At 38.8% G+C, this 13,644-nt stretch carries 14 protein-coding genes; 5 read left to right on the top strand and 9 right to left on the bottom strand.

Features of this window, described 5'->3' with window-relative positions; translation table 11 throughout:
• Positions 1–120 precede the first annotated feature (120 nt).
• The 3 genes from B9T24_RS02100 to B9T24_RS02090 form a co-directional block, all read right to left on the bottom strand.
• Positions 121–2,211, bottom strand: coding sequence for a TonB-dependent siderophore receptor (locus B9T24_RS02100; protein WP_086164283.1), 2,091 nt, complete (start codon positions 2,209–2,211; stop codon positions 121–123).
• Positions 2,212–2,484: 273 nt separating this feature from the next.
• Entirely contained in the window at positions 2,485–3,234 is a 750-nt protein-coding gene (locus B9T24_RS02095) for a copper resistance protein NlpE N-terminal domain-containing protein (protein ID WP_171264819.1), read from the bottom strand.
• Between the two features lie 172 nt (positions 3,235–3,406).
• Complete coding sequence (locus B9T24_RS02090; RefSeq protein WP_086164281.1) at positions 3,407–3,895, bottom strand: copper resistance protein NlpE; 489 nt, start codon at positions 3,893–3,895, stop codon at positions 3,407–3,409.
• A gap of 294 nt (positions 3,896–4,189) precedes the next feature.
• Between B9T24_RS02090 and B9T24_RS02085 the strand changes: the two genes are divergently transcribed.
• Positions 4,190–4,777, top strand: coding sequence for a 1-acyl-sn-glycerol-3-phosphate acyltransferase (locus B9T24_RS02085; protein WP_086164280.1), 588 nt, complete (start codon positions 4,190–4,192; stop codon positions 4,775–4,777).
• Between the two features lie 144 nt (positions 4,778–4,921).
• Here B9T24_RS02085 and B9T24_RS02080 read toward each other — a convergent pair whose 3' ends face one another.
• The 4 genes from B9T24_RS02080 to mrdA form a co-directional block, all read right to left on the bottom strand.
• Positions 4,922–5,251, bottom strand: a complete 330-nt coding sequence (locus B9T24_RS02080; protein WP_086164279.1) for a hypothetical protein — start codon at positions 5,249–5,251, stop codon at positions 4,922–4,924.
• Between the two features lie 157 nt (positions 5,252–5,408).
• Complete coding sequence (locus B9T24_RS02075; RefSeq protein WP_086164278.1) at positions 5,409–6,143, bottom strand: sulfite exporter TauE/SafE family protein; 735 nt, start codon at positions 6,141–6,143, stop codon at positions 5,409–5,411.
• Positions 6,144–6,283: 140 nt separating this feature from the next.
• Positions 6,284–6,844, bottom strand: a complete 561-nt coding sequence (gene rsmD / locus B9T24_RS02070) for a 16S rRNA (guanine(966)-N(2))-methyltransferase RsmD (RefSeq protein WP_086164277.1) — start codon at positions 6,842–6,844, stop codon at positions 6,284–6,286.
• 3 nt (positions 6,845–6,847) lie between these two features.
• Positions 6,848–8,854 (bottom strand): penicillin-binding protein 2, encoded by a 2,007-nt coding sequence (mrdA, locus tag B9T24_RS02065; RefSeq protein ID WP_086164276.1) that lies wholly within the window; start codon positions 8,852–8,854, stop codon positions 6,848–6,850.
• A 231-nt stretch (positions 8,855–9,085) separates the two neighbouring features.
• Between mrdA and B9T24_RS02060 the strand changes: the two genes are divergently transcribed.
• From B9T24_RS02060 to B9T24_RS02045, 4 genes are all read left to right on the top strand, one after another.
• On the top strand, positions 9,086–9,604 hold the full coding sequence (locus tag B9T24_RS02060) for a hypothetical protein (protein WP_086164570.1): 519 nt from the start codon (positions 9,086–9,088) through the stop codon (positions 9,602–9,604).
• 63 nt (positions 9,605–9,667) lie between these two features.
• Complete coding sequence (locus tag B9T24_RS02055; protein WP_086164275.1) at positions 9,668–10,984, top strand: hypothetical protein; 1,317 nt, start codon at positions 9,668–9,670, stop codon at positions 10,982–10,984.
• A gap of 91 nt (positions 10,985–11,075) precedes the next feature.
• Positions 11,076–11,735 carry an adenylate kinase gene (gene adk, locus B9T24_RS02050; RefSeq protein WP_086164274.1) on the top strand — a complete coding sequence of 220 codons (660 nt, stop codon included), beginning with the start codon at positions 11,076–11,078 and terminating at the stop codon, positions 11,733–11,735.
• Positions 11,736–11,831: 96 nt separating this feature from the next.
• Positions 11,832–12,014: a hypothetical protein gene (locus B9T24_RS02045; RefSeq protein ID WP_086164569.1), complete on the top strand. Its 183-nt coding sequence runs from the start codon at positions 11,832–11,834 to the stop codon at positions 12,012–12,014.
• A gap of 2 nt (positions 12,015–12,016) precedes the next feature.
• Here the strand turns inward: B9T24_RS02045 and nth are convergent, their stop codons facing one another.
• A complete protein-coding gene (gene nth / locus B9T24_RS02040) occupies positions 12,017–12,712 on the bottom strand; it encodes an endonuclease III (protein WP_086164273.1) in 696 nt (231 codons plus the stop codon).
• Between the two features lies 1 nt (position 12,713).
• Complete coding sequence (locus B9T24_RS02035) at positions 12,714–13,508, bottom strand: RnfABCDGE type electron transport complex subunit B (protein WP_086164272.1); 795 nt, start codon at positions 13,506–13,508, stop codon at positions 12,714–12,716.
• Positions 13,509–13,644: the final 136 nt, after the last annotated feature.

Raw genomic sequence — 13,644 nt, 5'->3', positions numbered from 1 at the left:
AATAAATTGGAATGATCTTATCGTCATTTAAAACTTATTATTTTCTATAGAACACACCGCTACAAGTTAGATGAGGTATCTAACTTGTAGCGAGTAGTATAAGAGTACATATAAAATAATTTAAAACTTAAACTGTGCGGAAACAGAAGCATTTAAAACTTCGCCCGGTTGAACCCATAATTCACTATAACTAGAAACATAGTACTTTTCGTCAAATAAATTGTTTAGATTTAGTTGATAACGTAACTGCTCAGAGGGTGAGTAGTAAGCATTTAAATTGGTTAAGGTATAACTTGGTAGATTGAAGCCATTATCTAAGTTATGTCCACTACGTTCCCCAACATGAATGATATTTGCTCCAATTCCAGCACGTTGAGTACCGTGGAGTAACCATTCGTATTGGCTACTTAAAGAAGCTTGATGTTTGGGAATATTGCTTAAACGAGCGCCTTTTGCCAAATCTTGGTCTTTTTCAATTTTAGCATCAGTCAAACTATAGGTTGCTGCTATGGTCCACTGGTCTGTGAGTTGACTGTTTAAATCAAGTTCGATGCCTTGACTGCTTACTTCCCCAGCAGTAGTCTGAAAGTTAGAGTCAATTGGATCAGTGGTTAGCACATTTTGTTTTTTCATTTTAAATAGTGCCATACTGATTAAACTTGATTCATTTAAGCGATATTTTCCACCTAATTCATAACTTTGCCCTTGTTCTGGAGCGAAAGTCTCACCCAAACGATTCATACCGCTATTCATGGCAAAAGAATGTCCATAGTTGCTATAAATAGATGCTTGATCTGAAATTTTAAAATTAATACCTACCCGTGGGCTATTGCGTTGTAGGCTCTGTTGATCTTGTTTTGCATTTAAATGATTTTCAAAATTTTGTTGGATATAGTCGTAGCGATTACCAATTAAAATACTCCACTGATCATTAAAGAATATTTGATCTTGCAAATTAATTGCAGCATAGCGTTGTCGTTCTTGCGTGTTGGTAAACGCTGCCAGCTCAGGAGCATACACACCATATATAGGTCGATAAATATCGATGGTATTTAAATAGCCCGTACTATGGTTACGGCGTAATTGATATTGCTTAAAATCGAGTTGTCCTAATTCGGTTGCAACCAGTAATTCGTGACGTGCCCACGTCTGATCAACTGTGCCAAGTAACTCATTTTGCCATAGAAGATCTTCACTTTGATAATCACGATAACGGCGCTGACGCTCTAGAGTTTGTCCATCTGCCTGAATACGACGTGGCTCAGTTGAATAACCGACCATTTCAGCATCTTTATAGCTGATAGCCGTTTTAAAGCGCCATGCATCATTTAAAGCATGATTTAAACGTAGCTGGAAAAAATGATCCTTTACGCGCATGTCTCCATCACTGGGTTCGCCAGTAAAGGTCTTAGGATCCATCACAAATTGTTGATGAAGGGTGCTAACCCCGCGATCAAATGTACCCATGTGCTGGGTCAATTCACTGTCGAAATCCAGTTGTGTTTGATCTGAAATTTTCCAAGAAAGTTGAGGTGAAAAGAACCAGCGTTCACTAGATACATGATCTCGAAAGCTCTGATTATTTTCATGTGCCATTGCGAAACGATAAGCAATTTCATCATTTAAAGGTGCTGTGTGCTCGGCACTAAAACGATATTGTTCGAAGCTATTGGCACTTAAGTTCACTTCATTTTCAGATTGCCAAAGCGGTTTTTTACTATTGATATTAAGCAATCCACCTGTTTCACCACGGCCATATAATGCTGCGGCAGGTCCTTTTAAAAAATCGAGAGATTGAATATTGACCATATCTTTGGGTGCACTAATACCACGATTGACACTTAAGCCATTACGAATGATTGCCGCACCTAAATTTGGATCGCTACTAAAGCCACGGAAAGAGTAATTATCCCAAAACCCACCGCCATAGTTGTTTTGATGAAAAACACCACTGACGAATGTGAGCGCATCGTCAATGCGTTGAGCATTTTGTTGCTTTAACGTTTCTGAATCAATAAAAGCACGATTGAAGGGAACATCTAATACATCATGTGAAAATTTGGTCGCGGCAGTATTTTTTTGCAAATCATGCTCCGATGAAGCCTCAGCATGAACCTTAATGGTTTCTAACACCGTCATATCATCGCCCCAAGCAAAACAGGAAATAAATGAGAAGCCCAAAACAGGTAAAAAAGTGGTCTTGTATTTCATTATTGAGCAAAGTCCAAAGATAAATGAATATTTTTGTTATGATATAACATATCGTTATTTTCAGCCATTCATGTTTCTGCCTTTAGCGCATAAATTGCTGTGATTACAGTTAATTGAGGCATGAGAAGGCTTGGTGTTATTTGCAGAAATATCGGTATAGTTATTTTAGACAATGACTCTCACCAAAATAATCATCTAAGTCAGATAGGTTATTCGACCTGAAAAAACCCCATATAGTGCGGGGATTTTTTTATTCTGAGATTAAACTTGAAATTATTTAATTTTAATAAATGTGGGTGGGGAGGCTTTAGGATAAACAAAGGAGACAAGCTCATAATGGGTTTTATTGGGAGCAATGAGGCTGTTTTCTATTGTTGAAATGTGCTCATTATTTTTTTCATCGACTAAAACAATATCGCTATCGCGTAACTTAAGTACACGATCTGAGTGATTATTAATTTCAAAAAGATACGTTAGTTTTGTATTTTCAACGCTGTTTAGATTTATTTTTTCTATTTTAAATAAATCTGCCTGTATGCTGACATGTTTAAGTGCATTATTGACTTCAATATGCTGTACTTTGGGAATTTGATATTTTTCAAAATTTTCAAATTGCTTTTTATTTTGATCAAGCAGTTCAATGAACTGATCATGCAAAGTAATATAATGAATTTTGTGGCTTTTATCTTCGACTAATTGCACCAAATTAGTATTTTGAGTATTGAAATGAAGTGTTCCTGACGATTCTTTTTGCTGCTGCTTTTGCTTAAAGAATTGAACTTCTTTTAAGGTATAGGTTTTATTTTGATTCAGTTGTAATGAAATCAGTTTTTTTTCACAAGAATGACAAGGAACGAACGCTTTATAATGTCCAAGCCAATCTGGAGCTTGAGTCTGCATCGCTTTTAAGGAGTGTTGATGTGGATCAGTCTCTTGTTTAATTGAGGACGTGCTTGATGATTTCTCACAACTACTTAAAACGAGTAGTGGGAAAAAACCGAGCAGCATCATCGTTTTTTTCATAATGAGCATCAAATTATAAAAAAGGTTTTTTTAAACATAATCACAACTGAACGATCTATCTAGTCTAGATGAGAAAAATAAGTCATTTATTTGTAGCAAATCATGATCAATGCATCAGAAAAGTAACCGAAAAAAGCCATCCTTCAGGCTTTTTCGGCTCAAAATAGAGGAATTAATTCAACTTTTTCTGTAGTTTATAATTAAGCTTAGAGTCAATCGCTTTACCTGTATCCATCTCACGTGCTTCAACAAAGTTTTCACCGACAAAGAATTTACGATTTTCTCCAGCTTTATCTAAACTAATCACAGATGGATTGTCCTGATCAAAGCTAAATGTTCCTTTCACTTTAAATTCATTGCCTTTTCCTTTACCCAGATATTCTTCTGTAAGCTCATAGGTTTTATCTGCTTTTAATTCAAGTTCTGTTTCAATTCCTTCGCAGTCTGCACAAGGGAAAATTCCTGTATATTCGCCCGCCCAATCGAGTGAGGTTTCGGCTGTGTCACCTATTGGCATTGCAGGTTGGCTTGCTGTAGTTTCAATCGTTTGCGCTGCTGTATTTTCAGGTGCTTTATTGGTTTGATGAGTATCGGTATTTGGTTTCGTGCACGCGCTTAAAGCCAATGTAGTTAGAGAGAGGATAAATATTATTTTTTTCACGAGGTGATTCCTAAGATGTTTCAATGCAACGGCTAAAACTACTGAAAAAATGAAGTTTATTAAATATAGATATTGTTATGCTTTGTTATTCTGTACATAAGTTTTGCTCGATTCCGCTTTTATTGTTCTTAAAATATGGCCATGATTTTCGTTAAGAAGATAAATTTTGAAAAATAATGAAGCAATTAATTTATACATTTATATATTAATTGATGGTTTATTGATCATATTGTGCTTTCATATTTCAGCCGCATTGTTAGAATCTGCACACTTTCTTAAGTGTGGTGTTTTTAGGTGTTCGAAAAATTAGCTGAACAAAGTTTAGAAATGATGGGATGGGAACTGGATAATCATTGGCCACTTGATTTAGATCAATGTGTCATGATTGCTGCACCACACACCAGTAATTGGGATGCCTTATACGCACGTTTAGCACTTAAAGCTTTAGGTGTTAATGTTCGTTTAACCATTAAAGACAGTTACATGAAACTGCCATTTGGTCCATTTGTCAGAGCGATGGGTGGAATAGGCATAGACCGAACACCAAAAAATGCAGGTGAACCTCGTCTTAGTATGGTTCAGGTCATGACAGACTTATTTAAACAGCATCCAAAGTTGGTCATGTTGGTGACACCCGAAGCGACGCGTGCCAAACAAGAACAATGGAAAACAGGATTTTATCATGTTGCCATCAGTGCGGGTGTGCCGATTGCTTTGGCTTATATGGATTATGCCAAGAAAAAAACGGGCGTAGGAAAAATTGTATATCCGACAGGGGATTATGAGAAAGATATGGCTGAAATTATGGGTTTCTATGCTCAAATTAATCCTAAATTTCCAGAAAAATTTAGCGTAGATACGCGCTATTACCCTGAATCATAATGTTTAAAAAGACAGGGTGTGATCCCTGTCTGACTTTAAAGTAAGGCTAAGATTGATCCAGTATAAAGTTCTTAGCTTAATGTTTGATAATTTTAATAAAAAACAGAATTTCATCTCATTCATCAATTTATTTTAATTTATTGTTTATTCAGCAAATGTCGGTTCAATCCCCCCTAAATTTTGGCAAGCTGCTTTGTAAATGACATATTGCTGCTCAATGACTTCAGTTAAGGGCATATCAAATAATTGTTCACCATCTTTATAGCTTTGTACATACAAGGTGGCTTTTTGATGGCTAGAGGCTAAAGATTGTTCGTGATAAGTGGTGATAGAATTATGTGTCATTTGTGCACTTTCAATTTTATTACATTGAAAATGTGAGAGCATTTTTTCAGCAAGTTTGACTTCACGTGATGTACCCAAGGAGCAGGCAGTGAGAAGAATAACCCCTGCTAATAAAATCAAGGTTTTCATTTTTAAAACGACTGGTGAAGGGGAGCCGATATTGTATAAAGTTTTCTTTATTATAAATGCTCGATTGCATATTGATTGGCTGTTTTTTGATTAAATGAAATTTGGATTAATTACGAAACTTATTATAAAAGAATAAACCTCACAATAAGTCTGAAAGTCAGAGCAGATTACTGAACATTAAGAAACAGCCAGATGAAAATAAAAGGCTTAAAACAATATGTTTAAATTGTTTTTCTGAAATTCTATAGAATAATTTTGCCCCTAAAATGGCAGGGAAACTGACAAAAATAAGCAAGATCAGCATATAAGGTAGCAGTTGTATATCCAGCGTCCCTTGGACTAAATAGGCGAGTAAGGTAAAGAGCTGAATGCCGAAGTTAAAATGGCGTAAAATATAGCGTTGTTCTTGTTTGGATACGTTTTTGAGCATGACCCAAGCGGAAGGCAGTGCACCACAAAATCCGCCTAACCCACCCAGTATTCCACCGATAAAGCCAACCCAACTGTCTGCAAATTTTCCTGCTTGTTGCAGGCGTGGAAATTGTGGGTTGCACAACATCATCGGGCACCACACAATTAAAAATAAGCCTAAAATTAATTTAAAGGTATCGGCTTGAATAATGTGGAGTAAGTAACTGCCTAAAGGAACGCCAATCATACCCGCGATTAAGTAAGGTAAAACCAGTGATTTATTCAGATGAACTTGTTTCGGTTCATTGGATAAAGAAATAATATGGCTCCATACCGACGCAAACACCACTAAAGAAGCGGCAATCTGAGGAGAGAGCACCCATACCCAAAAAGACATGGCAATTAAGGCAAAGGCAAAACCTGTAAGTCCTTGTACAAAACCAGCGACGATTGCACCAAGAATAAATAACAGCCAAGTCATAGTAATGCGTACAAGAGGAAAGTGAGCAGTATTCTAAAGATGAGTGAAAAAGCCAAGTCTATATTTAGCTGTATTTCTGCAAATTAAAGTCAAAATTTTAATAAAAAAGGATTCCATAGTGGCATCCTTTTTTATTGGGTTTAATTAAAATCTTGTTTTTGATATAGCGCAGAGCGCACTGTTCCAGCTTTGGTTTGTTTGATTTGTTGCCAAGATGATGGCAGTTTTAATTGGGTTAAGTCGCGATCTGCTTCAACATAAATGAAACCCTTATCTTTAATTAAAGGGTCTGCAAGTTGAGCCAGTTCTTGCCACAAATCCAAACTATAAGGTGGATCTAAAAAAACCAAATCAAATTGCTCTTTGAGTGTAGGTAAGGTTTGTTGCGCCGTTGCAATTTTTAATTTTGCACGTTGATTGGTGACTTTAAGCAACTGCAAGTTATCGGTTAAAAATGCAGCTTGATTACGATTCGGTTCAATCATAATGACGTGAGCTGCGCCACGTGACAATGCCTCAAAACTTAATGCACCCGAGCCAGCACAAAGATCTAAGACCTGAGTATTTTGAATATCCCACATTAACCAGTTGAACAATGTTTCACGTACACGGTCAGGTGTAGGACGTAAACCATCAACACTAGCAAAAGGAAGTTGGCGGCGTTTCCATTCACCGCCAATAATGCGCAGTTGATTTTTCATAGATCATTCACCCTGTACTTGTTGTGGACTGGTTAATGCTGGAGCTTGAGTTGTGGCTTGAGGTTGATTCGGATGAGTAGCACCCATCACAGGAGGCGTACCACTTGGTAATTCACCAGGTTTAATTCCTGCTGTCATTAAGCCACCACTAATTTGATGCGCTGCTGGACGGATTGGATTTTTCTCACGTTTAAGTAGCCAATAATCAAAAATAGGGCGAGCTAATTGTGCTGCCGAACCACCATGACGACCATTTTCCCAAACCACAGCAATGGCAATTTCAGGATTTTCAGCTGGAGCAAAACCGACAAATAAACCATGATCTAGTTGACGCTCGGTCAATAATGATTCGTTATATCTCTTCCCTTGGGCAATACTTTTAACCTGAGCTGTTCCTGTTTTACCTGCAATTTTATACATTGGAGTGCGGATACCACGACCAGTACCCGTGTCAATGACATCGACCATTGCATCTCGCATTTTAATCCAGTCTTCAGGTTGCCCATTAAACTGAATTTTCCCATTGGGTGCATTGATAGGGGTATAGGGTTTTGCACCATGACTTTCGCGCAGTACATGCGGGGTAATGTGCGAGCCTTGATTTGCTGTAATTGCTGTTGCCATTGCCAGTTGTAACGGGGTTGCTGTAAAAGCACCTTGACCAATACTCACTGAAATGGTTTCACCTTTTAGCCACTTACTTTTACGGGTTCGCATTTTCCATTCTGGATTCGGATATAAACCTGTACTTTCGCTGGGTAAATCAACCCCAGTTTTTTCACCAAAACCAAACTGGCGCATCCACGTATTCATTTTGTCGATACCCATACGGTAGGACAATACATAAAAATAAGTATCACAAGATACATTTTGGGCTTTATGCATGTTGACCACGCCATGGCCCGTTTTTTTGTGGTCACGGAAACGGTGGCTATCGCCAGGTAACGTAAAATAGCCTGGATCAGAAATAGCCGTGTTCCAATCGACATATCCATAATGGATCCCGCCTAAACCAAACATTGGTTTAATGGTTGAACCGGGAGGGTAGGCACCTTGAACAGCACGGTTATAAAGCGGTTGGTCTAGGTTGTCTCGTAATGCACTGTAATCGGTAGTACTAATGCCTGTGACAAATAAATTAGGATTAAAACTTGGACTAGAGACCAGTGCTAGAATTTCCCCCGTTTTCGGGTTCAGTGCCACAATTGCACCTCGTCGCCCCGCAAGCTGTTCTGTCGCGACCACTTGTAAGCCATAATCAATCGACAGATATAAGTCATTACCACGAACTGGATCTTTACGTCCTAAATTGCGCAGTACATTGCCGTGGGCATCTGCTTCGACAGATTCATTGCCCGGTACACCGTGTAAAAGTTCTTCGTAGGATTTTTCAGCGCCAATTTTGCCAATTAAGTTGGTGCCTGCATATAAATCTTTATCAATGGATTTTAATTCTTTGTCATTAATACGTCCCACATAACCAATCACATGAGCAAACAGGTCACCATGTGGGTAGTAGCGAGTCATTTGGGTTTCTATATTGACCCCAGGGAACTGGAATTTAACCTCACTAAATTTAGCGATATCCGTTTCAGTTAAATTGAGTTTAAGCGAAACACGTTCTGTTTTTTTTGAGGTTTTAATTCGACTGCTAAAACGGTCTATATCTTCTTGAGTTAAGCCCAAAATTGGAATTAAGCGTTGTACGGTGCCATCAATATCGTCAACATCTGCACGAGACATGGTTGCTGAAAATACAGGGTAGTTGTCAGCGAGCAAAATACCATTACGGTCATAAATGTAGCCACGCGCGGGTGCTAAAGGTTGCAAGCGAATTCGGTTTTGATCCGATGCAGTTGAAAACTCATCATAATGTGAGATTTGCAAATAAGCATAACGAACAATCAGTAATAACAGAAAGAATGCAACAATCCCGGCCGAGATAAAAATTCGATTGCGATAAATGCGCTTTTCTTGTTGAGCATTTTTTAAAGGAAAGTGCTGCTTCATACGTGATTGACTTACATACAGGAGAGTGGAAAAACCAGAGGCATATTCTAATGCATATCATCATTTTTTGATATTTGTTCAGCTAAACAGTTGGGCTTGTTTAGCTTAAACTTTGACTTTACAGACATTAAAATTGTAAAGTGCAGTATATAAGAGTTCTCATAATTCTGCTAAAGTCAAAATTGAAAAAGGACTGTATTAAAAATAAAATTAGGGACCACGATGAAAAAAATGACAAAAATGTATCCTTTATTGGCATTTTTTGCGCTAACCAATGTAGCGTATGCACAAGATAATCCATATTTACCAGAAGCTAAATTGACACCAGAAAGTGCAACAGCATGGAATTTAGGGGCAGGATTTACACAAGAAATGCTTCATATGAATGTAGAGTGGGTGAATCCTTATGGGATTGCTTATGCTAAAGCAGGTGTTTTCATCGATGATGATTATACTGCGGGTGGTCAAGTCGGATTTCGCTATCCTTATCACCTGACAGGTAAAGATAAGAATGGCTATTATATTGGTGTCTATGCGGGACATATTGAAAGTAAGGGCGTAGACAATGAATATAAAGCGCGATTGGGTGCAGGGGTTGATTTAGCCTATGTGTTATTGAGTTCTGAACGGATTAGTACTTTTAGTGTCGGTATTGGTGCGGGTGAAGAGCTTAAGGATAAATCGGGTTATGTGGTTGCTGAGACACAGCCAAGGCTACAATTTTCCTATACCCTAAGTATTGGTTTATAGTAAAAAAATTGATTTCATAACATTTATTACTTTGTGATTAAAAATTAAATATGGATTTTATGCATGCTTGAGTACGTCAACGAATTGTGGCAAACCTTCTTGAATCGTCCTGATTTTTGGGCAGTACTTAGCATTATCCCAGTCACGGCTTTTGTCACTTGGGCGCATGTGTGGATGGCGCTTAAAATGGTATTTTATCCGCTTACTTTTTGGGGATTCCATTTAGGTCCAGTACCTGTCGGTTGGCAGGGAATTGTGCCACGTAAAGCGGGCCGTATTTCAGGCATTATTACCGATAACACCTTATCGAAACTGGGTTCATTGCGTGAGTTTTTAGATGCAATGGATCCTGTAGATATGGCACGGATCATTGGTGAACAAGTCGGTTTGGAACTTGAACACTTAATTGATGAAATGATGCTTGAGCGTAATGCTGTCCTTTGGGAAAACTTACCTTATTCGATTAAACGTCGAATTTATGCTCAAGCGCATAAACAATTGCCAGGTATTTTAAGAGAACTTGTGACTGAGCTGACCATGAACGTCGAGTCACTTGTTGATATGCGTGAAATGGTGGTTCGCCAAATGGAAGGTGATCGTCGTTTAATGGTCAATATGTTTCTTAAAGTCGGTCAGAAAGAAATCAACTTTATTTGGCATATTAGTGCGCTCATTGGAATGTTCTTTGGTGTATTCCAAATGATTGTTTGGTTCGTTGTACCATGGCATTGGACTGTACCTTTTTGGGCATCTATTTGGGGCTTTTTGACCAACTGGATTGCAATCTGGATGGTGTTTAATCCACTCGAACCGCACTATGTACGTTATCCGCAATTCTTTGAATTAACTAAAGATCGTAAGTTTCCGTGGGTAAAACCAGTGATTCCACGTATTGGCACATACAATATTCAAGGCGCGTTTATGAAGCGTCAGGATGAAGTGTCCGATGTCTTTGCACGAGTCGTCACAGAAGACCTAATTACGTTAAAATCCATTATGACGGAAATGATGTATGGCGGGAAAAAAGATAAAACGCGCCGCCTTGTCAAACGCCATATTAACCAAATTATGGAAACACCGCTGGTCAGAACCTCTTTACAACTCTCTTTAGGGCCAAAAGAGTATGCAAAACTCAAGACAGACTTGATCGATCGCTCAATTGAAATTACGATGGTGCCTGTATGCGACCCTGCGTTTAATGCGAGCCGTGCACAGAAAATCTATCAAATGTTTAGAGAGCGTATTCTAGAGTTGACACCAAGAGAGTTTCAAAATTTATTACGGCCTGCTTTTCAGGAAGACGAATGGATTTTGATTGTTCTGGGTGGCGTAACTGGATTTATAGCAGGTACAATACATTTGTTTGTGGCTTTCTTATAATTAGATTAATTGGATGCTGGACTACATGGCGAATCAATAGATTTGGCATGAACAAAGCGTCATATACATTGTTAAATGAGGATGTTTTTTTATGCGCATTATATTACTCGGACCACCTGGAGCAGGTAAAGGCACACAAGCTCAGTTGATCTGTAAGCGCTACAATGTCCCACAAATTTCAACCGGTGATATGCTCCGTGCTGCAATTCGTGAAGGTACTGAATTAGGTCTTAAAGCTAAAAGCGTGATGGAGAGCGGTGGTCTTGTCTCTGACGAGCTAATCATTGGTCTTGTGAAAGAACGTATTGCTCAACCTGATTGTGTAAACGGTTGCATTTTTGATGGTTTCCCACGCACGATTCCTCAAGCAGAAGCTTTGGAAGGCGAAGGTATTAATATCGATCATGTGATTGAAATTGATGTTCCAGATGAAGAAATTGTACAACGTCTTTCAGGTCGTCGTCAGCACCCAGCTTCTGGTCGTGTTTATCATCTCGTTTACAATCCGCCTAAAGTGGAAGGTAAAGATGATGAAACTGGCGAAGATTTAGTGCAACGTCCAGATGATCAAGAAGAAACCATTCGTAAACGTCTTGGTTCATACCACACAGAAACTGAACAATTGGTCGGTTTTTACCAAGGTCGTGCAGCGTCTGGTGAAAATGCACCGACGTATGACAAACTCAATGGTCTTCGTCCAATTGATGAAGTTCAAGCAGATTTGTTTGCAATTTTAGATCAAGCAAAATAATTCATATGCCATAGTGCGGTGAATGTTTTGACATTAAAAGAGTCCTAAGTCATATTAGGGCTCTTTTAATTTGTGCAAAATTTTGAGGATGCTATCTTGCTGAAAATGGGTTTAATTGTATTGGTGATTGTATTTGGTCTTGTGGTATTGGCCTTAATGGTTCAGAGTTTTAAAGCTTTACGTCACGTGCAAAAGCAAGAAGCGGCAGAAAAGAAAAACAGCCAATCGGTGCGTCAACTCCATCCGAAGTTGCAACAAAAAAATAAAGATCAAAACTAAATTCAGTTTTGATCTTGCAGCATTTTTACTGGAATGTTTTTGGCTGCGCCAAATTCAAAGCGATCTGGCCACTGGCAGACATCAGACACCACACATTCATTGCACTTGGGCTTACGGGCAATACAACAATAACGACCGTGTAAAATCAGCCAATGGTGCGCATCTAGCATAAATTCTTTAGGAATCACTTTAAGCAGTCGTTGTTCAACTTCAAGCACATTTTTGCCTACCGCTAAACCCGTACGATTTCCTAAACGAAAAATATGGGTATCGACTGCCATAGTCGCTTGTCCAAAGGCGGTATTAAGCACCACATTTGCTGTTTTACGCCCCACACCAGGTAATGCTTCTAAGTCGGCACGGTTATTGGGCACAATGCTGTTATGCTTCTCGATCAATATTTTACATGCTTTAATCACGTTTTCGGCTTTAGCATTATATAAGCCAATGGTTTTAATATATTGCTTTAAACCATCAACGCCTAAGGCATAGATGGCTTCAGGTGTATTGGCAATCGGAAATAGCTTGTCAGTGGCTTTGTTGACACTCACATCGGTGGCTTGTGCAGAAAGCGTAACCGCGACCAACAGCTCAAAAGGACTGGAATAATTGAGTTCAGTTTTCGGGTTGGGTCTTTGCTCACGTAATCGCTCAAAAAACACCTGAATTTGTTTTTTAGTCATATTCTTTACAGGCATTTTACACTCCTTGACAAGCATTGAGCTGTTGGTTGAGTTCATCTAAGAGTAGACGTTTTTTTGCATCATCACGAACGCTGAGCTGTTTTTCTAACTTTTTGATTTGTGTACGAAGTTTTGCCAACTCAATGGTGGATTGAGCATCTAACTGAACTGCTGGTTTATCTTCAATTTGCGTAATCAAGATGTCAGGCACACGGTCATTTTGAGCTGAAAATTGCGCAAATAATGCAGTGTCAATATTGGCACGTACCACAGGACCTTTACGATGGGTGCGTCGTTGTTCTTCACGTTGAATATGTGAGTAATAACGATTGCGTAAGTCATTTTGTTCGCGAATACGCAAAGTCTCATTCGGTATAACGTGATCATCTTCAATCAAATCAATGCAGTCGACAGGGCATGGAAGAATACAAAGTTCACAACCTGTGCAAAGATCGGTCAAAATGCTGTGCATGAGTTTACCTGAACCGATAATGGCATCCACAGGACAAGCACTGATACATTTGGTACAACCAATACATTCATCTTCACGAATAATCGCTTTCATGCGTTGTGGACGACCATCGCTTTGAATCGGCCAAACACTTTCTTCGGCTAGCAATTGAGGGCGTTTAAGCAGTGTTGCGAGTGCATCAGCGACAGGTTGACCTCCGGGGACACATTTATTGGCTTCTTCACCTTCTGCAATGGATTTGGCATACGGTAAGCATCCATCTCGATGACCACATAAACCACATTGGGTTTGAGGAAGTAAGGCATCAATATTTTGGATGAGAGCAATTTGAGAATTCATGTGTAAACCACAACCGCTAAAGAAATAGCAGCATACAGAAAAGAAAATTAAGTCAAGATGTGCGATTTTAGCATGATTTTATTGTTTAATCTCTTGCCCGAAAATAGCGCTATAAATGCATTATTATTGAGCAAAA

Origin of the sequence: Acinetobacter sp. ANC 4654, assembly GCF_002135425.1 — a bacterium.
Lineage (GTDB): Bacteria > Pseudomonadota > Gammaproteobacteria > Pseudomonadales > Moraxellaceae > Acinetobacter > Acinetobacter kyonggiensis.
The sequence above is the reverse complement of the archived record's forward strand: the minus strand, read 5'-3'. Positions and strand labels throughout refer to the sequence as shown.

Bases quoted from the DNA above. Each gene is read 5' to 3' on its own strand.
- B9T24_RS02100 (WP_086164283.1), bottom strand. From the start codon at position 2,211: ATGAAATACAAGACCACTTTTTTACCTGTTTTGGGCTTCTCATTTATT.
- B9T24_RS02095 (WP_171264819.1), bottom strand. From the start codon at position 3,234: ATGAAAAAAACGATGATGCTGCTCGGTTTTTTCCCACTACTCGTTTTA.
- B9T24_RS02080 (WP_086164279.1), bottom strand. From the start codon at position 5,251: ATGAAAACCTTGATTTTATTAGCAGGGGTTATTCTTCTCACTGCCTGC.
- B9T24_RS02075 (WP_086164278.1), bottom strand. From the start codon at position 6,143: ATGACTTGGCTGTTATTTATTCTTGGTGCAATCGTCGCTGGTTTTGTA.
- rsmD (WP_086164277.1), bottom strand. From the start codon at position 6,844: ATGAAAAATCAACTGCGCATTATTGGCGGTGAATGGAAACGCCGCCAA.
- mrdA (WP_086164276.1), bottom strand. From the start codon at position 8,854: ATGAAGCAGCACTTTCCTTTAAAAAATGCTCAACAAGAAAAGCGCATT.
- B9T24_RS02060 (WP_086164570.1), top strand. From the start codon at position 9,086: ATGACAAAAATGTATCCTTTATTGGCATTTTTTGCGCTAACCAATGTA.
- B9T24_RS02055 (WP_086164275.1), top strand. From the start codon at position 9,668: ATGCTTGAGTACGTCAACGAATTGTGGCAAACCTTCTTGAATCGTCCT.
- adk (WP_086164274.1), top strand. From the start codon at position 11,076: ATGCGCATTATATTACTCGGACCACCTGGAGCAGGTAAAGGCACACAA.
- nth (WP_086164273.1), bottom strand. From the start codon at position 12,712: ATGCCTGTAAAGAATATGACTAAAAAACAAATTCAGGTGTTTTTTGAG.
- B9T24_RS02035 (WP_086164272.1), bottom strand. From the start codon at position 13,508: ATGAATTCTCAAATTGCTCTCATCCAAAATATTGATGCCTTACTTCCT.